Origin of the sequence: Paracoccus tegillarcae (genome assembly GCF_002847305.1) — a bacterium.
In the GTDB taxonomy this organism is placed as follows: Bacteria; Pseudomonadota; Alphaproteobacteria; order Rhodobacterales; family Rhodobacteraceae; genus Paracoccus; species Paracoccus tegillarcae.
On sequence record NZ_CP025408.1, the window covers coordinates 3,334,953 to 3,355,533 of the forward strand.

Annotated in this window: 23 protein-coding genes and 1 tRNA gene; 13 read left to right on the top strand and 11 right to left on the bottom strand. The window is 60.3% G+C overall.

Annotated elements, in window-relative coordinates; genetic code table 11:
* The first annotated feature begins 225 nt into the window (after positions 1 to 225).
* The 6 genes from CUV01_RS16380 (at position 226) to CUV01_RS16410 (ending at position 5,460) form a co-directional block, all read left to right on the top strand.
* On the top strand, positions 226 to 819 hold the full coding sequence (locus tag CUV01_RS16380; protein ID WP_101461408.1) for a riboflavin synthase: 594 nt from the start codon (positions 226 to 228) through the stop codon (positions 817 to 819).
* 259 nt (positions 820 to 1,078) lie between these two features.
* Positions 1,079 to 2,197 carry a 3,4-dihydroxy-2-butanone-4-phosphate synthase gene (gene ribB / locus CUV01_RS16385; protein ID WP_101461409.1) on the top strand — a complete coding sequence of 373 codons (1,119 nt, stop codon included), beginning with the start codon at positions 1,079 to 1,081 and terminating at the stop codon, positions 2,195 to 2,197.
* Between the two features lie 6 nt (positions 2,198 to 2,203).
* Positions 2,204 to 2,761, top strand: a complete 558-nt coding sequence (locus tag CUV01_RS16390) for a 6,7-dimethyl-8-ribityllumazine synthase (protein ID WP_101461410.1) — start codon at positions 2,204 to 2,206, stop codon at positions 2,759 to 2,761.
* Positions 2,758 to 3,237 carry a transcription antitermination factor NusB gene (gene nusB / locus CUV01_RS16395; RefSeq protein WP_101461411.1) on the top strand — a complete coding sequence of 160 codons (480 nt, stop codon included), beginning with the start codon at positions 2,758 to 2,760 and terminating at the stop codon, positions 3,235 to 3,237. The genes CUV01_RS16390 and nusB overlap by 4 nt, the downstream gene beginning before the upstream one ends.
* A gap of 493 nt (positions 3,238 to 3,730) precedes the next feature.
* Positions 3,731 to 4,612, top strand: a complete 882-nt coding sequence (locus CUV01_RS16400) for a DUF481 domain-containing protein (protein WP_101461412.1) — start codon at positions 3,731 to 3,733, stop codon at positions 4,610 to 4,612.
* Positions 4,613 to 5,004: 392 nt separating this feature from the next.
* The gene (locus CUV01_RS16410; RefSeq protein ID WP_101461414.1) at positions 5,005 to 5,460 is read left to right on the top strand and encodes an MmcB family DNA repair protein; all 456 of its coding nucleotides are present in this window, start codon (positions 5,005 to 5,007) and stop codon (positions 5,458 to 5,460) included.
* Positions 5,461 to 5,504: 44 nt separating this feature from the next.
* Here the strand turns inward: CUV01_RS16410 and CUV01_RS16415 are convergent, their stop codons facing one another.
* The gene (locus CUV01_RS16415; protein WP_101461415.1) at positions 5,505 to 5,723 is read right to left on the bottom strand and encodes a DUF6324 family protein; all 219 of its coding nucleotides are present in this window, start codon (positions 5,721 to 5,723) and stop codon (positions 5,505 to 5,507) included.
* Between the two features lie 100 nt (positions 5,724 to 5,823).
* Between CUV01_RS16415 and CUV01_RS16420 the strand changes: the two genes are divergently transcribed.
* The 3 genes from CUV01_RS16420 (at position 5,824) to CUV01_RS16430 (ending at position 7,157) form a co-directional block, all read left to right on the top strand.
* Positions 5,824 to 5,900: transfer RNA gene (locus CUV01_RS16420), tRNA-His, on the top strand.
* Between the two features lie 147 nt (positions 5,901 to 6,047).
* Positions 6,048 to 6,449, top strand: a complete 402-nt coding sequence (locus CUV01_RS16425) for an ElaB/YgaM/YqjD family protein (RefSeq protein WP_101461416.1) — start codon at positions 6,048 to 6,050, stop codon at positions 6,447 to 6,449.
* 39 nt (positions 6,450 to 6,488) lie between these two features.
* On the top strand, positions 6,489 to 7,157 hold the full coding sequence (locus CUV01_RS16430) for a phage holin family protein (RefSeq protein WP_101461417.1): 669 nt from the start codon (positions 6,489 to 6,491) through the stop codon (positions 7,155 to 7,157).
* A gap of 59 nt (positions 7,158 to 7,216) precedes the next feature.
* Here the strand turns inward: CUV01_RS16430 and CUV01_RS16435 are convergent, their stop codons facing one another.
* The 5 genes from CUV01_RS16435 to CUV01_RS16455 all read right to left on the bottom strand — a co-directional run bounded on the left by CUV01_RS16435 (position 7,217) and on the right by CUV01_RS16455 (position 11,479).
* Positions 7,217 to 7,615 carry a DUF1850 domain-containing protein gene (locus tag CUV01_RS16435; protein ID WP_101461418.1) on the bottom strand — a complete coding sequence of 133 codons (399 nt, stop codon included), beginning with the start codon at positions 7,613 to 7,615 and terminating at the stop codon, positions 7,217 to 7,219.
* Entirely contained in the window at positions 7,612 to 9,711 is a 2,100-nt protein-coding gene (locus tag CUV01_RS16440; protein WP_101461419.1) for a TRAP transporter permease, read from the bottom strand. Before CUV01_RS16440 ends, CUV01_RS16435 begins: the two co-directional genes overlap by 4 nt.
* Before the next feature lie 63 nt (positions 9,712 to 9,774).
* The gene (locus CUV01_RS16445; protein ID WP_101461420.1) at positions 9,775 to 10,731 is read right to left on the bottom strand and encodes a TAXI family TRAP transporter solute-binding subunit; all 957 of its coding nucleotides are present in this window, start codon (positions 10,729 to 10,731) and stop codon (positions 9,775 to 9,777) included.
* A gap of 130 nt (positions 10,732 to 10,861) precedes the next feature.
* Entirely contained in the window at positions 10,862 to 11,224 is a 363-nt protein-coding gene (gene grxD / locus CUV01_RS16450; protein ID WP_101461421.1) for a Grx4 family monothiol glutaredoxin, read from the bottom strand.
* A gap of 12 nt (positions 11,225 to 11,236) precedes the next feature.
* Positions 11,237 to 11,479 (bottom strand): BolA/IbaG family iron-sulfur metabolism protein, encoded by a 243-nt coding sequence (locus tag CUV01_RS16455; protein WP_101462175.1) that lies wholly within the window; start codon positions 11,477 to 11,479, stop codon positions 11,237 to 11,239.
* A 552-nt stretch (positions 11,480 to 12,031) separates the two neighbouring features.
* Here CUV01_RS16455 and CUV01_RS16460 point away from each other — a divergent pair.
* The 3 genes from CUV01_RS16460 (at position 12,032) to CUV01_RS16470 (ending at position 13,762) form a co-directional block, all read left to right on the top strand.
* The gene (locus tag CUV01_RS16460) at positions 12,032 to 12,586 is read left to right on the top strand and encodes a thioredoxin family protein (RefSeq protein ID WP_101461422.1); all 555 of its coding nucleotides are present in this window, start codon (positions 12,032 to 12,034) and stop codon (positions 12,584 to 12,586) included.
* Complete coding sequence (gph, locus tag CUV01_RS16465) at positions 12,583 to 13,263, top strand: phosphoglycolate phosphatase (RefSeq protein WP_101461423.1); 681 nt, start codon at positions 12,583 to 12,585, stop codon at positions 13,261 to 13,263. Before CUV01_RS16460 ends, gph begins: the two co-directional genes overlap by 4 nt.
* 70 nt (positions 13,264 to 13,333) lie before the next feature.
* On the top strand, positions 13,334 to 13,762 hold the full coding sequence (locus tag CUV01_RS16470) for a protein tyrosine phosphatase family protein (RefSeq protein WP_101461424.1): 429 nt from the start codon (positions 13,334 to 13,336) through the stop codon (positions 13,760 to 13,762).
* Positions 13,763 to 13,771: 9 nt separating this feature from the next.
* Here the strand turns inward: CUV01_RS16470 and CUV01_RS16475 are convergent, their stop codons facing one another.
* Both CUV01_RS16475 and CUV01_RS16480 read right to left on the bottom strand, forming a co-directional pair.
* Positions 13,772 to 14,116, bottom strand: a complete 345-nt coding sequence (locus CUV01_RS16475; protein WP_232962317.1) for an arsenate reductase family protein — start codon at positions 14,114 to 14,116, stop codon at positions 13,772 to 13,774.
* A gap of 158 nt (positions 14,117 to 14,274) precedes the next feature.
* Complete coding sequence (locus CUV01_RS16480; RefSeq protein ID WP_101461426.1) at positions 14,275 to 15,582, bottom strand: DUF3422 family protein; 1,308 nt, start codon at positions 15,580 to 15,582, stop codon at positions 14,275 to 14,277.
* 139 nt (positions 15,583 to 15,721) lie between these two features.
* Here CUV01_RS16480 and CUV01_RS16485 point away from each other — a divergent pair, with 139 nt between their 5' ends.
* Positions 15,722 to 16,234 carry a L,D-transpeptidase family protein gene (locus CUV01_RS16485; protein WP_101461427.1) on the top strand — a complete coding sequence of 171 codons (513 nt, stop codon included), beginning with the start codon at positions 15,722 to 15,724 and terminating at the stop codon, positions 16,232 to 16,234.
* A gap of 213 nt (positions 16,235 to 16,447) precedes the next feature.
* On the opposite strand, the gene CUV01_RS16490 is transcribed toward CUV01_RS16485, so the two are convergent.
* From CUV01_RS16490 to CUV01_RS16500, 3 genes are all read right to left on the bottom strand, one after another.
* Complete coding sequence (locus CUV01_RS16490; protein WP_101461428.1) at positions 16,448 to 17,938, bottom strand: NAD(P)(+) transhydrogenase (Re/Si-specific) subunit beta; 1,491 nt, start codon at positions 17,936 to 17,938, stop codon at positions 16,448 to 16,450.
* A 12-nt stretch (positions 17,939 to 17,950) separates the two neighbouring features.
* Entirely contained in the window at positions 17,951 to 19,525 is a 1,575-nt protein-coding gene (locus CUV01_RS16495; RefSeq protein WP_101461429.1) for a Re/Si-specific NAD(P)(+) transhydrogenase subunit alpha, read from the bottom strand.
* A gap of 222 nt (positions 19,526 to 19,747) precedes the next feature.
* Positions 19,748 to 20,542, bottom strand: coding sequence for a hypothetical protein (locus CUV01_RS16500; RefSeq protein WP_198731837.1), 795 nt, complete (start codon positions 20,540 to 20,542; stop codon positions 19,748 to 19,750).
* Positions 20,543 to 20,581 lie beyond the last annotated feature (39 nt).

A 20,581-nucleotide genomic window follows, 5' to 3' on the forward strand; every position in this document is an offset into this window, starting at 1 on the left:
TTTGCCTTATGGATCATCTTACAACACACACTCGGAGAACAGGCGGGCAAAAAAAATCGCCGATCCGAAATACATCTGCAGATTTGCATGTATGTCTTAACGAATCTAGTCGGCAGTCGGGCATACTATCTAAAATGACAGGTATATCGATTAAAAGCGTCCGGTTGCACTGACGTCGATCACGCCTTACTTGCGCGAAAACGGGCAAAGCATGATGGAGGCTGCATGTTTACGGGCATCATCACGAATATCGGAAATGTACGGCAGGTCGAGCAGCGCGGGGACATGCGCGCACGCATCGAATGTGGATACGATATGACCGGCGTAGATATCGGCGCCTCGATTGCCTGCGACGGCGTGTGCCTGACGGTCGTGGCCAAGGGTGAGGATTGGTTCGACGTCGATATATCGGCCGAAACCATCGCCAAGACCAATATCGGCGCAAACGGTTGGGCCGCGGGCAAACGACTGAACCTGGAGCGTGCGTTGCGCGTGGGTGACGAATTGGGCGGCCATATCGTCAGCGGCCATGTCGACGGTATCGCGATGATCGAGGAGATGCGCGAAGAGGGCGGATCTGTCCGGCTGACCTTCTCGGCGCCCGCGACGCTGGCGCGGTTCGTCGCAGCCAAGGGGTCGGTCGCGCTGAACGGTACATCGCTGACGGTAAACGAGGTCGACGGCCTTCGCTTTGGCGTCAATATCATTCCGCACACGCAAGAGGTCACGACCTGGGACGAAGCTGCGGTAGGCCAGTCGGTCAATCTGGAAATCGATACGCTGGCCCGCTATGTCGCAAGGCTGGCCGAGGCTGGCTAGCGGATTTTTCCCGCGAGCACGGCGCTTGGTCACAAGCCCGAGGAACATGGTCCGGGGCTGCAGGTTCATGACGCGTCGCGAGATGGCGATGCATGGTAACGGTCGCCGGCCGAGGGACCGGCAGCGGGCAGTTTGTAAAACCGCATCCTCTGGCCACAGGGGTGCCTTTCGAGGTCCCTTGCGGCGAGGCTGCTATCCCCCTCTGGCAGTTACGGGTGGCTTGCGCTAGACCGCTGACCAAGCTGCGAAGGGGCGACAAATGGAATATGAAAAGCCAGGTCAGGTCGAAACGGACTGGACCGATGCGATCTCGCGGGTCGAAGAGATCATCGAGGACGCCCGCAACGGCAAGATGTTCATTCTGGTCGACCACGAGGACCGCGAGAACGAGGGCGATCTGGTAATTCCGGCGCAGATGGCAACGCCCGATGCGATCAATTTCATGGCGACCCACGGGCGCGGACTGATCTGCCTGTCGCTTTTGGGCGAGCGGATCGACGCCCTCGGGCTGACCTTGATGAGCCCCAAGAATTCCAGCCGCCACGAGACCGCCTTTACCATGTCGATCGAGGCACGCGAGGGCGTGACGACCGGCATTTCGGCCCATGACCGCGCGCGTACCGTCAGCGTTGCCATCGACCCGACCAAGGGGGCCGCGGATATTGCCTCGCCCGGACATGTGTTCCCTTTGCGCGCGCGCGAGGGCGGTGTTCTGGTTCGTGCAGGCCATACCGAGGCGGCGATTGATATCGCGCGGCTGGCCGGCCTGAACCCTTCGGGCGTGATCTGCGAGATCATGAACGAGGATGGCACCATGGCGCGCCTGCCTGATCTGGTGGCCTTCGCGCAGAGACACGGCCTGAAAATCGGAACCATCAGCGATCTGATTTCCTATCGCCGCCGCCACGACAATCTGATCGCAGAGCGCGCGCAGAAACCCGTCCAGTCGGTCCATGGCGGTGAGTGGATGATGCGCATCTTTGCCGATGAGACCCAGGGGGCCGAGCATATCGTGCTGACCAAGGGCGATCTTGCCGAGCCGGGTCCGGTTCTGGTGCGGATGCACGCGCTTGATCCGCTGCATGATGTGCTTGGCGTCGGACGCGAGCAGGCCGGTACGATCGGTGCCGCAATGGAGGAAATCGGGCGCGAGGGCAGGGGCGTCGTCGTCCTGATCCGCGACTTGACCAATGTCATCGTCCAGTCGGGCGATGTTGGCCCGCATGTGCTGCGTCAATACGGGCTGGGCGCGCAGATCCTGTCGGCGCTTGGCGTGTCCGAATTGATCCTGCTGACCAATTCGGCACCGGTAAAGGTTGTCGGGCTTGACGCCTATGGGCTTTCCATTCATTCCACCCGCCCGATCCCGAAGGACTGATCCGCGATGGCCTCGAACACCGAACACTATACTCTGGACCTGCCCGAATTTGACCGGCCGGTGCGGCTGCTGATCGTTGTCGCACCTTATTACAAGGCAATCGCCGATGATCTGGTTGCCGGCGCTCAGGCCGTGGCCGAGGCGGCCGGCGCCGCCGTTGATCTTGTAGAGGTGCCCGGCGCGCTGGAGATCCCGTCGGCCATCGCGACGGCGGGGCGGTTGTCCAACTATGATGGCTTTGTCGCGCTTGGCTGTGTGATCAGGGGTGAAACGACGCATTACGATACAGTCTGCAATGACAGCTCACGCGGACTGACATTGCTGGGCCTGCAGGGGCTGGCCATCGGCAACGGGATCCTGACGGTCGAAAACCAGACACAGGCCGAGGTGCGCGCCGATCCGCAGCAACAGAACAAGGGCGGAGGTGCCGCCGCGGCTGCCTTGCATCTTGTCGCTCTGGCGCGGAAATGGGGCGGATCGGGCGGTCGCAAAGCCCATGACGACTTGCGCAGACATGATGTCATTCGTCTGGCAGGCGAGATGGAAGGACCGGGACGGACATGAACGCGACAAAATCCGAGGGCAAGCGCGCGCGCAGCGCCGCTGCCCGACTTTATGCCGTGCAGGCCCTGTTCCAGATGGAGGCCTCGGGTCAGTCGGCTGACCGGGTTCAGCAAGAGTTCCAGGATCATCGCATCGGTGCGGAGTATGATGGTGAGGCCAGTCCCGATGCCGACGAGGCCCTGTTTGGCCGTATCACCGATGATGCGGTGACCTGGCAGTCAAAGATCGACCAGGCGACCGATCGCGCATTGGTCGCCAAATGGCCCATAGACCGGATCGACCCGGTCATACGCGCACTGTTTCGCGCCGCCGGCGCAGAACTGGTAACGCCGGCCACGCCGCCCCGTGTTGTGATCAGCGAATATGTTCGGTTGGCCGAGGCATTTTTTCCCGATGGACGCGAGCCGAAATTCGTCAATGCGGTGCTGGACCACATGGCGCATTCGCTGCGGCCAGAGGCATTTGGCGCACCCTGATGCCTGATTCTGCCACGTTACGCGGTCACCGTTAGCCCCGCAGCGTCGCGACTCATCTCTGCACAGAACCGCTCGCCGCAGAGTTTCTGCTGGCGGGCGTTGTTTTTTACTGTATCGTCGTGTCTTCTACGCAACATTTGGCGTGCTCAGATGGACGAAACGAGCCGCCTATTTTTTAGGCAAGGACGATCATCGGCGAGATGATCACGATATGCGTGATGCAACTTTAGATTGATCCTACCGACAAGTATCTGAAATAAAGAATTTTAGGAAATGTTCTCTTTTGTTCCCAAAAGCAACAATCACATTCCTGTGTCGGCAAATCAGCGCCAGATGCAAGAATGTCGCGCTCACCTCAGGAAACGATTGAACCTGTTTGAAGCAAAGACCTCTTAAAACCGAACCGGCATCCGACTAGTTGATGTCGTGCAGAGATGCTCTGGCGTCATCGTGACGTCACCATCATCGTAACGGTTCAAGAGGACTATATAATATGAAAAACGTTGCAATTCTTGCCGGGGCTTCCGCTATCTTCGCGGCTCTGTCGGTACCGGCCTTCGCTCAGTCCGAAATGGCGACGGGTTCGACCGCAGCCGGCGTCAGCGCGATTGACGATCAGATCACCGACATCGAAGACGCTGTTCAAGACGATTTTGACCGTCAGAACGACGCAGACCGCTTTGGTCCGGCCGATCGCCGTCAGGGTCTGTTCGGTAACATGTCGCTGACCTATTCGGGTGATACCGGCAGCAACCGCGTTGATGACGATGGGCAGCAGGATCTGGCAGTTGCCGGTCGTATTTCCTACAACCAAGGCGTCTTCGCACAGTCGGTTGGCGTGCTGATCGAATATTCTGAAGACGAAGCCGAGAGCTCGAACGACAAGCAAGAAGTCACGGCGATCTATGACGCCCAATACTACTTCAATGACCGCTTCTATGCATTCGGCCTGGGTCGTATCGCCGTTGACGGCGAAGCAATGGCAGGCGAGCTGGATCGTGATGGCTTCTTGGGCGTGGGCCCTGGCTACCGCATCATCAACACCGCAGACACCGCATGGCGCGTGCAGGCCGGCGTTGGCGTAAGCTACAGCCGCCGACCTAACGAGGATTCGGATACCGAAATCGGTTATATCGCGTCGTCGCGGTTCTACCACCGTTTCAACGACAACGTCTTCCTGACCAACGACACCGACTACATCACGTCGGATGCGCGCGATCTCGCGACCAACTCGTTTGGTCTGGGCCTGCGGATGTCTGAATCACTGGCAACCAAAGTCAGCTACGACACCCGGTACGAAAACACGAAAGCGGCCTCGGGTGATAGTTCGGACACCGAGAACTCGCTCGGCGTGTCGATCGTTTACGGCTTCTGATCCACGATCCCTCGGATCTAAAGTCTCTTTGAGAAAGGCGGGTCTTAGGACCTGCCTTTTTTCGTTGTGTGATGCAAAAGTGAAAAACGCCGCCCTGGTCTGGTGACCGGGGCGGCGTTTTCAGGTGGCGGGAACCGCCGCAACCGCGGTGGGTTCAAATTTCCCGAAAGCCTGATTAATCAGGTGGGCGCCAGGTAACGAAGCCAGGGCCACGACAGAGCCAGCTCCCTCGGAAAAGTTATCGGCCAGTGGAAATATGTCCACTCGCAAGCAGAGCAGAAGCCCGCCAGCAGCAAAGATAGGCAGAGCGCGCATCGCTTTCAAGCAGAGATGAAACTGTCAGCGAGAAAGAAGCTCTTGCCCGGTGTTTCCGTTTCGTTCATGATCTGACGATGGAAGACGTCTTGCCCCCGATGGCCGGTCAAAGGCTGGCCCGCGGCGTAGCGCGGATGCTGCGCAGTCTGGATCATGCCGTGATCCCCGAATTTGTGCCCAAGCGCGGGTTGAGGGTCGATCTGATGAGCCTGGGGCCAAAGGGCGATATCTGGATCGTCGAATGCAAAAGCTGCCGCGCCGATTTCGCGGCGGACAGGAAATGGCACGGCTATCTGGATTGGTGCGATCGATATTTCTGGGCCGTCGATTGCGATTTTCCGGTCGAGTTGTTGCCAGAGGATACCGGGCTGATCCTGGCCGATCCCTACGGCGCCGAGATCCAGCGCATGGCGCCCGAGACACGCCTGGCGGGCGCGCGCCGCAACCGACTGACCCGCGATTTTGGCAGGACGGCCGCTTCGCGACTGCACGCGATGTTGGACCCGTCCGCGCTGCGCGGCGGCGTCGTGTAGGACGCGTTTTTCAATAAACCGGGACGGCAGCCCGTGATTGCGACCTAGCGCCGCGGCTTGCCTTTGCCGGGTTTGCGCGAGCCCATCGACCGGACCGCTTCGGCCGCCGCCAGCAATTCCTCGGCGATTTCGGTCGCCTCGTCAGGGTCGAAATCCAGCGGCAGGTCGACGCCATCGCCCTCGACATAGATGCGCACCATGCCCTGATCGGTCGGTCCGATCTGCAGATTTGCCGAGATTTCGCTTTCGCTGTTGATGCCCATGGCAGTGTCCCCTTTTTCAGCGCCCTGAATAGCGCGCGATAAATTTCACGGCAAGACGGGCTTGCATCATAAGCGGGGCGGGTTTAGACACCGGCGCTGTGCCGCCTTAGCTCAGTTGGTTAGAGCGCTAGATTGTGGATCTAGAGGTCACCCGTTCGAGACGGGTAGGCGGTACCACTTCTTCCCAATCTCAGACGTTTTGAAACGACTTAGCAATTATTGCCTCAGTCGTCGTCAAATTATCCCCATCGCGATGGAACAATGAGGGCGGACGAATTGTTTCGTACCAAGAGATTGACGAACGCACCGAAAGGAATTCTGACAATGGCAAATCGCAGCTACTCTGCCGATGACGCGAAGCGCGACGCAAAAGATGTCGCACAAGAGACCGCCAGCGAAGTGCGCGAAGGCGCCCGCAAGGTGGCCGATCAGGCCCGCGAGACGCTGGACAATGTCACCCACAGCGATTCGGTCGAACGGGTCAAGGAACGCGGCGCGGAACTGGCCGGCGCGGCACGCGACGCAGGTCGCGAATATGCCGACCGTGCACGCCACGAAGCCGAGCGCCTGTACGAAGAGGGCCGCCAGCGCGCTGGTGATGTCGCCAACTATGCCGAAGATACCTATGACGAGGTATCCGAAATGGTTCGCCGCAAGCCCGCGCAAGCTTTGGGCATCGCAGTCGGCGTCGGTTTCCTGGTTGGCCTGATCCTGGCTCGCCGCTGATCCCGAACGTCACCTACCTGACATCGGAGACAGTGCCGGATGTTTGACTATACGCGCAATATGAAGCTGGCGGTGCAGGATATACTGCGCCGCTCGGCGATGAAGGCGGCGGCAGGCACCGTGCTGCTGATCGGCATGGGCTTTCTGATGGCGGCGCTGTGGACCTATCTCGCAACTGGCCTCGACTGGGGGGCAATGAATGCCTCGCTGGCAATTGGCGGTGGCCTGTTCGCGGTCGGTCTGATCCTGTTCATGGTCGGCGGTCGCGTCAGCCACGAGCCACCATCGACCGACGATCTGAAGAACGAGATCGAGGCGCGGCTGAATCTGGCCACCAACGCGGCCACCGACCGCGCGCGTTCAGAGGTCATGAGGGTCGTCGATAGTGCGACCGACCGGGCAAACGCAGTCCTGGACCGCGCCGGCAGTACCGCAGGTCAATTCGTCTCTGACACCGAAGAGACGATCCGCGGCACCGCTCGCAAGGTCGGCCTGTCGGCCGAGAATGTCGAGGCAGCCAAGGACACAGCGCAGGATTATGCGCGTCAGGCCAAGGCTGCCGCCGATACGAATGCGGGCAGCATGGCCAAGCTGATAGGTGGCTTTGCCGTAGGCATCACGCTGGCGTCCAAGTTGAAACAGCGTGGCAGGCCCGATCCGCGTGATTATGACTATGATGATTACTACGACGACGACCGCTACGTCTGAACCGTAGGAGGCGGGTGAAATCGATCAGGGGCTGCCCATCTGGGTGGCCCTTTTTCGTATCACTGTGCTGGCTTGGCGGGGTCGCACGGTCGCAAGATCAGTGGTTCTCCGGCCTGCTGTCCCACATCGCGACAGTTGCCTGCCGCCTCGCCATGGTGTTTCGCATCGCAGATACGCCAGCCTCCGCCGGTCGCCCCGCTGGCCGCCATAACAATCTGTGGCTGCGGCGGCAGATCCGGGCTCCAGACCCACCAGCCATCGCGCAGGACGGCGCCGGGGCCGGGGTCCATCCCTGCGCCCGATCCTTTGACCGCCGCACCTGTCAGGACCAGATGGCCTTCGCTGATGATCCAATCCTCGTGCCAGATCGTGTGCTCGACCGAATGGGTCCATTCCAGCGTGAAGCCCGGGCCGGCCAGCGCAATCATCGCGCCGCCGACCAGCAGGCAACTGCTCATGCGGGGCCTACGGCGCGCGTCCGGCGCATCCAGATCAACGCGGCAAAGAGGGCCGTCAGCGCAAGGCCGATCTCATCGGTCAGGGGCAGCGCGGCGATCAGCGTGAATGCAGCAACTGCCGATAGCAGCCGCAGCCAGACAGGCAGAGGTTTGCCCAGCCAACCGATCACTGCCGCACCCCAGAGGCCGATGGCCAGCACGCATTTGAACACGATATAGGCAACAGCCGGCAGATAGCCGATCGCATCTGCCAGCGGACCGCCATCCTGCAGCATCAGGGCAGGGGTGTAGACCGCCATATAGGGGATGACGAAACCGGCCGCGGCGACCTTGACCGCCTCGAAACTGATTTTCAGCCCGCCTTCCTTGGCGATGGGCGCCGCCGCAAAGCAGGCCAGCGCAACCGGTGGTGTCAGATCGGCCAGGATGCCAAAATAGAAGACGAACATATGGCTGACGATCAGCGGCACCCCCAGATCCAGCAGGGCCGGCGCCGCGATGGTCGAGGTGATGATGTAGTTCGGGATCGTCGGGATCCCCATGCCCAGCACGATGCAGGTGAGCATGGTCAGCATCAGCGACAAAAGCAGACTGTTTTCACCGACGCTGACGATATACATGCCGAATGTATTGGCCGCGCCCGTCAACGTCATGGTGCCGATGATCACGCCCACCAGCGCACAGGCCACACCGACGGGCAGGGCGGTCTTTGCGCCCTCGGCCAGGCTGTCGATCACCTGCCAGATTGTCTCTCGACCACCCTTGCTGACCACATTCCAGATCAACAGAACGGCGATACCCAGCCACAGTGCATTATTGCCAAATTCCAGAAAACTGGCGGCGATCAGTGCCAGACCTATCCAAAAGATCGTGCGCAAGATCCCTTGCGGCAGGCCAAGCGCGGCAGAGGCGCCGAGGATCAGGAACATGGTCAGCATCAGCCCGACCGTGCCCGCGAAAAGCGGCGTGTAGCCCGTGAACAGCAGATAGACCAACACCGCCAGCGGCAAGATCAGATACCAGCGCTCGCGCAGCGCAGCCATGGCCGAGGGCAGCTCATCGCGATCCATGCCGCGCAAGTTGCGGCGCCCGGCCTCGAGATGCACCATCCAGAAGACAGAGGCGAAATAGAGGATGGCGGGGATAATCGCCGCCCGCACGACCTCGACATAGGCAACGCCCAGTGTTTCGGCCATGATAAAGGCCACTGCACCCATCACAGGTGGCATGATCTGCCCACCCATCGACGAGGTCGCCTCGACGCCGCCGGCAAAGGCCGAACGGTAACCAAAGCTTTTCATCAGCGGGATGGTGAACTGTCCCGTGGTCACGACATTGGCCACGCCCGAGCCCGAAATCGTGCCCATCATGCCAGAACTGACAACGCTGACCTTGGCCGCGCCGCCCATGCGATGGCCGACCATGCCAAGGCTGACATCGGTAAACAGCTTGATCATTCCGGCCTTTTCCAGAAAGGATCCGAACAGGATGAACAGAAAGATATAGGTCGCGCTGACATAAAGGGGCGTGCCGTAGATCCCTTCGGTCCCATAGGACATCTGCTCGACCACCTGCGCGAAATCATAGCCGCGCGTGACCAGCGGGCCGGGCGCGTATTGACCAAACAGCGCATAGGCAAGAAACAACCCGGCGACGCAGGGCAGGGCCGGGCCCATCACCACCCAGGCCGCCGCAAAGGTGGTGACCAGCGCGATCACACCGATGATCACATCTGTCTGGTTCAGCGCACCCGAACGCAACATCAGCGGCACATATTCGACCCATTGATAGCCTGCGACCAGCACGCCCAGGCCAGCCATGAGCCAGGCCACCACCTTCCACGGACCGCGCTTGTGCCGCAATGCGGCCAGCAGCGGAAAGCACAGCAGCATCAGAAAACCAAGGTGCAGCGCGCGCTGGATCTGGCTGGAAAGGCTGACGATATGGGCCGCAATGGCGATCTGATACAGCGAAAAGGCGACCGCGATCCAGAACAGCAGCTTGCCTTCGAAACCGGGGGGAAAGCTGTCGGCCAGCGGATCATGCAGGCCAAGCTCGGGGTCGCCCGCAGGCGCGACATGCTGGGGTTCGGTCATCAAAGGGATCCGGAGCAAAAGAAAGCAGGCCGGAGCGTTTGCCCCGGCCATGATGGCAGTGTCTTACTCGGCCAAGACGCCGACCTCGTCATAATAGCGCTGCGCACCCGGATGCACCGGGATCGGCATGCCGGTCAGTGCATTCTGCACGTCGATATCAGCCGTTGCGGCATGTGCCGCCTTCAGCGTGTCGAGGTTTTCATACATAAGCTTGGTCATGTCATAGGCCAGATCGTCGCTGACATTGTCGCTGCTGACGAGGAAGTTGATGACCGCGACGGTCGCCACATCCTCGTCCTGGCCGTCATAGGTGTTGGCCGGAATGCTCTGAGCCACATAAGGCGCGCCAAGGGTCTCGGCGATTTCGGCGGGGACAGAGACCACCGTGATCGGGATCGAGGTCGACAGGTCTTTCAGCGATGCCACACCCAGACCGGCCGATTGCAGCGTTGCGTCAAGCTGACGGTTCTTCATCAGTTCGACCGATTCCGCGAAGGGCAGATATTCGACCTTGCCCAGATCGTCATAGCTCATCCCGGCGGCCTCGAGAATGGCGCGGGCATTCAGTTCCGTGCCCGATTTCGGCGCACCGACCGACAATGCCTTGCCCTTCAGATCCTCGAGCGTCGTGATGCCGGATTCTTCGCTGGCGACGATCTGGATAAAGTTGGGATACATCGCGGTAATGCCACGCAGCTTGTCCAGCGGGGCAGGGAAGCCGGCATCGGCATTGCCCTCGGCGGCCAGTTTGACGGAATCGCCCAGTGCGATGCCGATCTCACCCTTGCCTTGCTGCAAGAGGTTCAGGTTTTCGACGCTGGCCTTGGTCGACTGGACCTGCACCTTCGACCCTTCGATGCCCTGCGAATAGATCTGCGACAGCGCGCCACCAACCGGATAATAAACGCCCGACGTGCCGCCGGTCAGAATGTTGATAAAGTCCTGTGCCGAAGCAGCAACGGGCAGGGCACCAAGTGCCAGACCGGCCGCCAGCCCGGCGAATTTGTTGCGAATTGTCATTTCTAAATCCTCCCTGGGTGTTTTTTTGTCACGTCAGAGTATGGGCAACCGAGCGCATGGTCAAAAGAAAACCCCAGCCAAAGCCGGGGTCTTTCAAATCGTTTTTATTCAGCCTGTTGAGGCGGAAATATCAGGCGTTGGCTTCACGAATCTTGTCGGCAGCCTCTTTGTCGTAGGCGACGCTTTTCTGATCCAGCAACTGGTCCAGTTCGCCCGACAACGCCATCTCGGTAATGATGTCGCAGCCACCGACGAATTCGCCCTTTACATAAAGCTGCGGAATTGTCGGCCAGTCCGAGAACTCTTTGATTCCCTGACGAATTCCTTCATCAGCCAACACATTCACATCACGAAAATCGATGTTCATATAGTTCAGGACGCCGGCAACACGGCTGGAAAACCCGCATTGCGGCATTTCCTTGGTTCCCTTCATGAACAGCACGACGTCGCTGTCATCGATGGTTTTCTGGATATCGGCCTTTACATCGCTCATCAGACGGTTCCTTCAGTCAGGTGCCTTGGTTGTCAGCGCAAGTGCGTGCAGCTCGCCCGCAGCGCCGTCCATTTTTCCTTGCAGCGCGGTGTAGACAGCGCGCTGCTGCTGAACCCGGTTCTGCCCACGAAAGCTTTCGTCGATCACCTCGGCCGAGTAGTGATTGCCGTCGCCGGCAAGGTCCGTGATGGTGATCTGCGCGTCCGGGAACGCAGCCCGGATCAACGCTTCGATGTCATGGGCTTCCATTGCCATGTCGGGTCCTTTCGCAATTACCATCAGATGTAGGTGAAGGCCCATTGGCCTGCAAGGGGAGTGCGGGATGCAGAGTAAAATCAGGGCGTCGGTAATATTGATAATCAGTATTATGGAACATTATGACTTATATGCGGAGCCCAAAGCAAAACGCCTGCGGGTTGTTGGTGGGCAGCGAAACAATTCAGGATACGCATTATACGCGACAAGTGCCCCTGATGGCAGCCAACGCGCGCCGTCGGCAGATCGCGACGGCGAGCCATGTCTTGACTGAATCCAGTGCGTGCAACATGACTGCGCACCTTGATCCCGGATCAGTGATGGCCAATTCGATTTCATCACCGAAGACAGTCATTGCTGATGATCTTCTCGGAAAATGCCAAGCACATCCGTCGAAAGGCTGAGAGTGAAATTAAAATAAGAGTATAAAAATCAATATATTGACTATAAATATTAATGTTATATGCTGGTATTCATTCGAACTGTGCGATGCGGGCTTGCATCGCCGGTCGCTCCGGGATCAAACTCACCTGAAAACACAGGAGAACAACGATGGCTGTTTCCCCTCCGGTATGCGATTTCGGCATTCCCGCCCCGGATTTCAGTTTGCCCGGCACGGACGGGCGCATGCACAGCTTTGCCGATATCCGTGGACAGCGCGGAACCCTTGTCATGTTCATCTGCAATCATTGCCCCTATGTGCAATCCGTGATGGATAGGATCACACGCGACGCGCGTGATTTGCAGCAGGCCGGCATTGGTGTGGTCGCGATCTCGGCCAATGATGCGGCATCCTATCCGCAAGATGGGCCCGAGGCGATGAAGGCAGAAGCCAGCAAACACGGCATGTCCTTTCCTTATCTCTATGACGAGACGCAGCAGGTCGCACGGGCCTATGGTGCCGAATGCACGCCGGATTTCTTTGGCTATAATGCGGACGGCCAATTGCAATATCGCGGCCGGCTGGATGCCTCTGGTCGCAAACCGGCACCGGCAGATTCTCGGCGTGAACTGTACGAGGCAATGTTGCAGATTGCAGAGACCGGCAAGGGGCCGGCCGAGCAGACGCCCTCGATGGGCTGCTCGATAAAATGGAAGACAGCATGACGGTTTGTTACGCTCCCTGCCCGGTTGTCTTTGATCTCGACGGCACGCTGATCGACAGCGCGCCCGATATTCATGCGGCAGTCAACGCCGTGCTGCGCGATGAAGGTGTGCAGCCCCTGACGCTGGATCGGGTGCGCGGGTTCATCGGCGGCGGGGTCGAAGTGCTGTGGCACCGCATCATCGAGGCCACCGGCCTGCCCCAGACCCGCTATCGCGACCTGCTGGCGGCTTTCATGGCGCGCTATCGCCGCAGTACGTCGCTCACGCGTTTCTATCCGGGCGTCCTGGACGCGTTGAATGTGCTGGCGGATCGTGGGCATCCCATGGGGATCTGCACGAACAAACCTGCTGACCCGACGCAGGCCGTGCTGGCGCATATGGGAATTGCCGAATACTTCGCGACCGTCGTGGCAGGTGACAGCCTGCCACAGCATAAGCCGCACCCTGCCCCGCTGCGCATGGCCCTGCAGGCACTGGGCGCTGCGCCTGAAAACCCCAAGGCAATCTACGTTGGTGACAGCGAAGTCGACGCTGAAACCGCAGCAGCCGTACCGGTGCCGCTGATGCTGTTTACCGGCGGCTATCGCCACACACCGCTCGAACAATTGCCGCACCATGCCGCTTTCGATGATTTCAGCGCATTACCCGCCTTGATCGAGCAGATGGTGACGGCCTAGAACGGGCCATCACGCTTGACCCCAAGGGCTATTTTGCGTCAATGCGGATTGACCAGAATGAGGATGCATCATGGACCTGCGCCAACTTACCCCCGACCTTGCCGTCTCTGGCCAGATCACGCCTCAGGATGTGCCAGCACTGGCCGAGGCCGGTTTCAAGGTGCTGATCAACAACCGCCCCGATGCCGAAGTCGGTCCGGACGAAGACAGCGCTGCCATGGCAAAGGCTGCAGAAGCCGCTGGCCTGACCTATCACTATCTGCCGTTCATACCGGGCCAACTGACGTCAGAACTGATTGATGGCTTCGGATCGGCCGCCAAGGGGCGGGGTCCGCATTTCGCCTATTGCCGCAGTGGCAACCGCTGCACGGTCTTGTGGGCGTTGACGCAGGCGGGCAAACGGCCCGAGGCCGAGATACTCGAGACCGCGACCAATGCCGGTTATGATCTGACCTCGATCAAGCCGATGCTCGCCAGCCTGGCCGCGCGCAAGTCATAGACCAAAAACCTAGACAGGGACGTCAAGCGCCCGTTTGACATTGGCCGTCCAGCCCAGCAGGCGCAGATCGCCGGTTTCGATTGCGGGCCGCTTCATGACACTGGGTTTCTCGCCCATCGACGTGACCGGATCAGTGGCACGTTCGTCATCGGACATGCCACGCCAGGTCAGGCTGGCCCGGTTGATGATCTTGTCGCCCCATTCATCGGCAAGACGCTGACGCAACGCCTGAGCAAGCGGCTCTTTCTGGACATCGCGAAATGCAACCGTCCAGCCCGCCTCTTCCAGTGCCGCCTGAGCCTTCTGGCAGGTAGAGCAATGGCCCAGACCGTACATCGTCAATGATTTCGACATGGCAGGCCTCAGATAAACGGTACGAAGGGCACATTGCATGCGGCAAGCGCAAGCAGGGCCGAAAAGGCTAGTACAAGTTTCATGATCTGCTCCTCACGGGCTGTTTTCCGGCCTTTATGCTGTGCGTCCCTGCGGCGCTGCAAGTCACAAATTCGCAGCTAGTGCCCATCTTCGCCGGGGGGCTTTTCCAGGCCGGCACGAATACGCCTCAGCCCCCCCCAGACCAGCAGGATCGCCAGCGGCGTCAGCAGCGCCAGCAGCACCGCCTTGTCCATCCCGGCCGCGCTTGCCACCGGAGCCAGCGCATAGGACAGAAGGCCAAGCGCGTAATAGCTGATGGCCACGACCGACAAGCCCTCGACCGTATGCTGCAGCCGCAATTGCAGCGCAGCGCGACGGTCCATGCTTTCCAGCAATGCCTGGTTTTGGGCCGAACGCTGCACATCCGCGCGCGTTCGCAACAGTTCAGCGGCCCGGTCGGTCCGCTCCAGCATGGTCTTGAGACGCGCCTCGGTCGAAATCACGGTCCGCATCGCCGGTTCGTATCGCCGGGTCATGAACTCGGTCAGGGTTTGCCGCCCTTGCCAGCGGCTTTCGCGCAAGACCGCCACCCGGTCCATCACGATGGCCTCGTAGGCCTTGGTCGCACCAAACCTGAAATGCGATTGCGTGGCCTCGGCTTCCAGCCGCGCCGATACGGCCAGCAACTCTTGCAGAACATCGTCTGCGGGACGGCTGTCATCGGCCATACCCTCGACAATCGCTGACAGTTGCGGGTCCAGCGCATTCAGCCGCGACGACAATGCACGCGCCCGCGGCAGCCCCATCATCGACATTGCTCGATAGGTTTCCAGTTCCAGAATACGCTGAACGATGCGGCCCACCCTGCCCTCGCCTTCGCCGGGCCGGACAAAGATCGCAAAGCGCATCCAACCGGCTGCGTCTATGCGAAAATCGCCGGCCACCAGCGCGGCCTCTTCCAGCACCCAGGCTGCGGCCAAACCGTCGGTGACAAACCATTTCTCCATTACCTCTCGCGCCTCGTCCGTATCCTCGGGCAAGGGCAAGATCTGGATGATCACCGCCGCGATCCGCTTGCCGGGCGCGGCAGCCTGCCATTCCTCGGGAAAGATCGCGCCGGCGCTTGGATCAAAGGCGCGCGGCGGAAGGCCGGGCGTGTAGGCGGTGTAGGTCACGAATTCCGTGTGCCGCTCCCACCGCAGCTTATGTCGGCCCAACGGCCCCGCATAGTGATTGGCTTCGGGATCGGGACGCGGCGCGCCATAGCGGGCGGCTAGCGACGACAGATGCTCGTCATCGCGCCGCCTGTCGCGGGTCGAGGCCCGGTCGGTTTCCTTGAAAGCGGTATAGACAACGGTCGCGGGCGCGCTGAGCCGTGGTGATGGGCGCGCGTGCAGCTCGTTCACAAGCCCATAACGCAGAGGATGATCGTCTTGCGGTGTCATGGCGGCATCATGCGTCGGGGCAATTTGCGCTGCAAGTTCCCTGTTGGTCGCAGGCTCGTGCTTTCGTGAACGGCGCGGTGATTGCACCGGGCAGCGCAAACCTACAAAATAGCGGCCAAACCAAAGCCGGGGGACCCAGATGCGCACCACAGTCAGCCGAATTGCCGCGACCGGGATGCTAGCGCTGCTGGCAGCCTGCGCCGGACCATCGAAATTCAAATCCTATGACGGTCCGCAGGTAACACAGATCCTCGTCGACAAGAGCGACCGCAAGATGTGGCTGTTCAGCGGCAATACCGCGATCAAGGAATATGCGATCGGGCTGGGCAACGAACCCGTTGGACACAAGATGTTCGAGGGCGATGGCCGCACGCCCGAGGGAACCTATATCATCGACCGCCGCAATCCGAACAGCCAATACCACCTGTCCATCGGCGTCTCTTATCCCGATCCTCAGGACGTGGCGCGCGCCGCGGCCTTCGGTCAATCAGCGGGCAGCGATATCTTCATCCACGGGCGCGGCCCCGAAGGAAACGCCAAGGTCGGCGGTAAATGGGACTGGACGGCAGGCTGCATCACCATCAGCGATGACGAGATCGAGGATGTCTATGCCATGGTCGGCGACGGAACTCCCATCGTCATACGGCCGTGACGGGCGGGCGGACAGAACGCCCCTGCCCTGCGCCCCGATAGCTACCATCTGAAATGGCGATGCAAACCAACAACCATCGCGACTTCCAGTCCCGCCGCGCGACGTCAGATCCGCTTCTTCTTCATTCAAATATCCGCGCCGCAGGCATGAAAAAGGCGGGCCTCGATGGCCCGCCTTTTTCACCGCGTCGTGGGACGCAATATCAGCCCCAGATCAATCAAGCAGCGGCAGCAGCTTGTTCACCGAGTCCTTCGCATCGCCATAGAACATCCGTGTATTCTCTTTGAAGAACAGCGGGTTCTCGATACCCGAATAGCCAGTCCCCTGTCCGCGCTTGCTGACAAACACCTGCTTGGCTTTCCAGACCTCCAGAACCGGCATGCCAGCGATGGGGCTGTTCGGATCGTCCTGTGCCGCCGGGTTCACGATGTCATTGCTGCCGATGATGATCACTACATCGGTCGACGGGAAATCGTCGTTGATTTCATCCATCTCAAGCACGATGTCATAGGGCACCTTGGCCTCGGCCAGCAGCACGTTCATGTGGCCCGGCAAACGACCGGCCACGGGGTGGATAGCAAAGCGCACTTCCTTGCCCGCTGCACGCAGTTTGCGGGTCAGTTCGGACACTGCCGACTGCGCCTGCGCCACGGCCATGCCATAACCCGGCACGATGACAACGCTGTCAGCATCGTTCAGCGCGGCGGCCACACCATCGGCGTCGATGGCAACCTGTTCGCCCTCAATCTCAGCCGCAGGTCCGGTTTCGCCACCAAATCCACCAAGGATCACGCTGACAAAGTTCCGGTTCATCGCCTTGCACATGATGTAACTGAGGATCGCACCCGATGAACCAACCAGCGCGCCGGTCACGATCAGCAGATCGTTCGACAGCGTAAAGCCAATCGCCGCCGCCGCCCAACCGGAATAGCTGTTCAGCATCGACACCACGACCGGCATGTCTGCCCCGCCGATGCCCATGATCAGATGCCAGCCGATAAAGAATGCCAGCAGCGCAATCAGGATCAGCCAGAAAACCGCCGGCCCGATATCCGCGCAATAAAGCAGCCCGAGGATCAGCGAGGCCGCAGCAGCAGCCGCATTCAGCATATGACCGCCGGGCAGTTTTTTCGGCGTGCCGCTGATCTTGCCGGCCAGTTTGCCAAAAGCCACGATCGAGCCGGTAAAGGTGATCGCCCCGATAAAGATGCCCAGAAAGACCTCGATCTGCAGCATGTTCAGCTCTGCCGGGGTCTTGTGCGTCAGCACGGCAGCAAAACCACGGAACATGTCCAGCGGGATGATCGCCGTCGCATGCTCGCCCGTCACCGCAACGGCATCAGGCAGGCCCGCAGCCTTGGCCCGCATCACGCGGCCCAGCTCAAGCTGGGCGTTGAAGGCCACGAAGACTGCGGCCAGACCGACCAGCGAATGCATCGCGGCGACAAGCTGCGGCATTTCGGTCATCTGTACCCGCTTGGCGATGACCCAGCCAACCGCGCCACCGGCGGCGATCAGGATGACCGAGAGAAACCAGTTCCCCGCACCCGGCCCGAACAGCGTCGCCACGACGGCCAGCGCCATGCCGACGATGCCATACCAGATGGCGCGTTTGGCGCTTTCCTGCCCTGACAAGCCACCCAGGGACAGGATGAACAGGATGGCGGCGACCACATAAGCGGCGGTAGTGAATCCGTATTCCATGTGATCCCCTCCTTACGATTTCTGGAACATGGCAAGCATGCGCCGGGTGACCAGGAAGCCACCAAAGATGTTGACGCCCGCCATCAGGATGGCCAGCGAAGAAAGGATCACGACCAGCCAGGACCCCGAGCCTATCTGCATCAGCGCGCCCAGAATGATGATCGACGAAATCGCATTCGTGATCGCCATCAGCGGCGTGTGCAGCGAATGGGCGACGTTCCAGATGATCTTGAAACCGACAAAGCAGGCCAGCACGAAGACGATGAAATGCGACATGAAACTTGCGGGTGCGACCAGACCGATCAGCAACAGCAGCACGCCGCCGATGCCCAGCAGCAGGTATTGCTGTTTGGTCTCGGCCTTGAACGTGGCCGCGTCGGCGGCCTTGCGTTCCTCGGGCGTCAGTTCCTTTTTCTTCTCTTTCGGCTTTTGCGCCGCAATGGCCGCAATCTTTGGCTTTGGCGGCGGATAGGTGATCTCGTGATCATGGGTCACGGTTGCGCCGCGAATGACGTCATCGTCCATATTGTGATCGATCACGCCGTCTTTCTTGGGCGTCAGGTCGGTCATGAAATGGCGGATGTTGTTGCCATACAGTTCCGATGCCTGCGCGCTCATGCGGCTGGCAAAGTCGGTATAGCCGATGATGATGACGCCGTTATCCGACACGATGCGCTTGTCGGCCTGCGTCAACTCGCAGTTGCCGCCCTTTTCGGCGGCCAGATCCACGATCACGCTGCCGGGCTTCATCGCCTCGACCATGTCCTTGGTCCACAGAACCGGCGCGTCGCGGCCCGGGATCAGGGCGGTGGTGATGACCACATCCATCTGCGGCGCAAGCTCGCGGAATTTCTTTAGCTGTGCTTCGCGGAATTCGGGGCTGGAGGGTGCAGCGTATCCGCCTGTCTCGGCGCCGTCCTTGGTCTGCTCTTCGAAATCCAGATAGACGAATTCCGCGCCCATAGATTCGATCTGTTCGGCCACTTCGGGGCGCACGTCAAAGGCATAGACCTGCGCGCCCAGACTGGTGGCCGTGCCAATCGATGCGAGACCAGCGACCCCTGCCCCGACAACCAGCACCTTGGCAGGCGGCACCTTGCCCGCCGCCGTCACCTGTCCGGTGAAAAAGCGTCCAAAGTTGTTTGCTGCCTCGATCACCGAACGATAGCCGGCGATATTGGCCATCGACGACAGCGCGTCCATCTTCTGCGCACGGCTGATCCGGGGGACCATATCCATGGCGACGGCGGTGACGCCCTTGTCGCGGGCGCGTTCCATCAGCGCCTCGTTCTGACCGGGATAGAAGAACGAGATCAGCGTCTGCCCCTCATCCATGCCATCCAGTTCTGCATCCGAGGGCGGCCGCACCTTGGCGACGACATCCACAGCCTTGGTCAGATCGGCGGCCGATCCTTCGACCGTGACACCGGCATTGCGGTAATCATCATCTGAAAAGCCCGCGCCTTCACCCGCACCGGCCTGCACATAGACCTCATGACCCAGCTTTTGCAGATGGGCCGCAGAAGACGGCGTAACGGCTACGCGCGCCTCGCCGTCCTGGGTTTCCTTCAAAGCTCCGATCTTCATGACGTCTCCCCCGATCCGTTCGCATCTGCAGAACGTGTAGCATTGCGCAACAATCGTTCACAAGACCGCGCGCGACTGAAATTTTCCATGCGCGCCTCAACCCTTGGTCAGAGGCCTGCTGCTGCGCCGCGCCGAGTTTCCGTGATGAGGCCGCATAAAACAACACCGCGCCAGCTTGCGCCAGCGCGGTGTTTTTTCAGACGTCCTACTTACGCTTGCAGATCAGTTGCTGGGCGCAGTTTCTTCGGTAGTTGCGTCGGTCGACGTGTCGGCAGCACCGGTATCGGCAGCACCGGTATCGGCAGCGGCGGGTTCTTCAACCACCGGCTCTTCGATGGTGATCGCGTCGTCGACGGCATCGGCGGCATCGCTTGCAGCATCGCTAACGGCGTCTGCGGCATCGCTGGCAGCATCCTGCGTCGCAGCGGCAGCATCCGAGGCAGCCTCGCCGGCGGCATCAACTGCGTCATCGGCGGTCGCGGCGGCATCATCAGCAGCGGCGCCAGCGGCGTCAGTTGCATCATCAACAGCATCGGCAGTGGCGTCAGCAGCATCATCAGCCGCAGCAGCAGCATCGTCTGCTGCATCATCGGCAGCAGCGGCGGCATCGTCAGCAGCGGCGTCAGCATCTGCAGCAGCGTCGTCGACGGCAGCCTCAGTATCGGCAGCGGCATCATCAACTGCAGCTTCGGTGTCAGCGGCAGCGTCTTCTGCTGCGGCTTCCGTATCCGTCGTGGCGTCGTCAACGACTGCATCTGTTTCGGCAGCCGTTTCTTCGACCGTTTCCTCGACGGTGACCTCGGTGTCGCCCTCGACGACATCATCACCGGTCATAAAGCGCTGAAGGACGAAATATGCCAGCGCCAGCGCCAGCAATACACCGATGATCAGCGGCAGCGGCGACGCGCGGCGCTCTACCGGCTCGACATAGGTCTCGGTCTCGGTATGGGTCGCCGGATCGCGATCAACTGGGGCATTGGGATCGTTGCGTTTGGGGTCGTTGGGATCATAGGTCACTGACTGGCCTCCACTTCATTTATTTTACAACTGGCCCGC

Excerpts from the sequence above, each read along its gene's own strand:
- CUV01_RS16380 (WP_101461408.1), top strand. The coding sequence starts at position 226 with ATGTTTACGGGCATCATCACGAATATCGGAAATGTACGGCAGGTCGAG.
- ribB (WP_101461409.1), top strand. The coding sequence starts at position 1,079 with ATGGAATATGAAAAGCCAGGTCAGGTCGAAACGGACTGGACCGATGCG.
- CUV01_RS16390 (WP_101461410.1), top strand. The coding sequence starts at position 2,204 with ATGGCCTCGAACACCGAACACTATACTCTGGACCTGCCCGAATTTGAC.
- nusB (WP_101461411.1), top strand. The coding sequence starts at position 2,758 with ATGAACGCGACAAAATCCGAGGGCAAGCGCGCGCGCAGCGCCGCTGCC.
- CUV01_RS16400 (WP_101461412.1), top strand. The coding sequence starts at position 3,731 with ATGAAAAACGTTGCAATTCTTGCCGGGGCTTCCGCTATCTTCGCGGCT.
- CUV01_RS16410 (WP_101461414.1), top strand. The coding sequence starts at position 5,005 with ATGGAAGACGTCTTGCCCCCGATGGCCGGTCAAAGGCTGGCCCGCGGC.
- CUV01_RS16415 (WP_101461415.1), bottom strand. The coding sequence starts at position 5,723 with ATGGGCATCAACAGCGAAAGCGAAATCTCGGCAAATCTGCAGATCGGA.
- CUV01_RS16425 (WP_101461416.1), top strand. The coding sequence starts at position 6,048 with ATGGCAAATCGCAGCTACTCTGCCGATGACGCGAAGCGCGACGCAAAA.
- CUV01_RS16430 (WP_101461417.1), top strand. The coding sequence starts at position 6,489 with ATGTTTGACTATACGCGCAATATGAAGCTGGCGGTGCAGGATATACTG.
- CUV01_RS16435 (WP_101461418.1), bottom strand. The coding sequence starts at position 7,615 with ATGAGCAGTTGCCTGCTGGTCGGCGGCGCGATGATTGCGCTGGCCGGC.
- CUV01_RS16440 (WP_101461419.1), bottom strand. The coding sequence starts at position 9,711 with ATGACCGAACCCCAGCATGTCGCGCCTGCGGGCGACCCCGAGCTTGGC.
- CUV01_RS16445 (WP_101461420.1), bottom strand. The coding sequence starts at position 10,731 with ATGACAATTCGCAACAAATTCGCCGGGCTGGCGGCCGGTCTGGCACTT.
- grxD (WP_101461421.1), bottom strand. The coding sequence starts at position 11,224 with ATGAGCGATGTAAAGGCCGATATCCAGAAAACCATCGATGACAGCGAC.
- CUV01_RS16455 (WP_101462175.1), bottom strand. The coding sequence starts at position 11,479 with ATGGCAATGGAAGCCCATGACATCGAAGCGTTGATCCGGGCTGCGTTC.
- CUV01_RS16460 (WP_101461422.1), top strand. The coding sequence starts at position 12,032 with ATGGCTGTTTCCCCTCCGGTATGCGATTTCGGCATTCCCGCCCCGGAT.
- gph (WP_101461423.1), top strand. The coding sequence starts at position 12,583 with ATGACGGTTTGTTACGCTCCCTGCCCGGTTGTCTTTGATCTCGACGGC.
- CUV01_RS16470 (WP_101461424.1), top strand. The coding sequence starts at position 13,334 with ATGGACCTGCGCCAACTTACCCCCGACCTTGCCGTCTCTGGCCAGATC.
- CUV01_RS16475 (WP_232962317.1), bottom strand. The coding sequence starts at position 14,116 with ATGTCGAAATCATTGACGATGTACGGTCTGGGCCATTGCTCTACCTGC.
- CUV01_RS16480 (WP_101461426.1), bottom strand. The coding sequence starts at position 15,582 with ATGACACCGCAAGACGATCATCCTCTGCGTTATGGGCTTGTGAACGAG.
- CUV01_RS16485 (WP_101461427.1), top strand. The coding sequence starts at position 15,722 with ATGCGCACCACAGTCAGCCGAATTGCCGCGACCGGGATGCTAGCGCTG.
- CUV01_RS16490 (WP_101461428.1), bottom strand. The coding sequence starts at position 17,938 with ATGGAATACGGATTCACTACCGCCGCTTATGTGGTCGCCGCCATCCTG.
- CUV01_RS16495 (WP_101461429.1), bottom strand. The coding sequence starts at position 19,525 with ATGAAGATCGGAGCTTTGAAGGAAACCCAGGACGGCGAGGCGCGCGTA.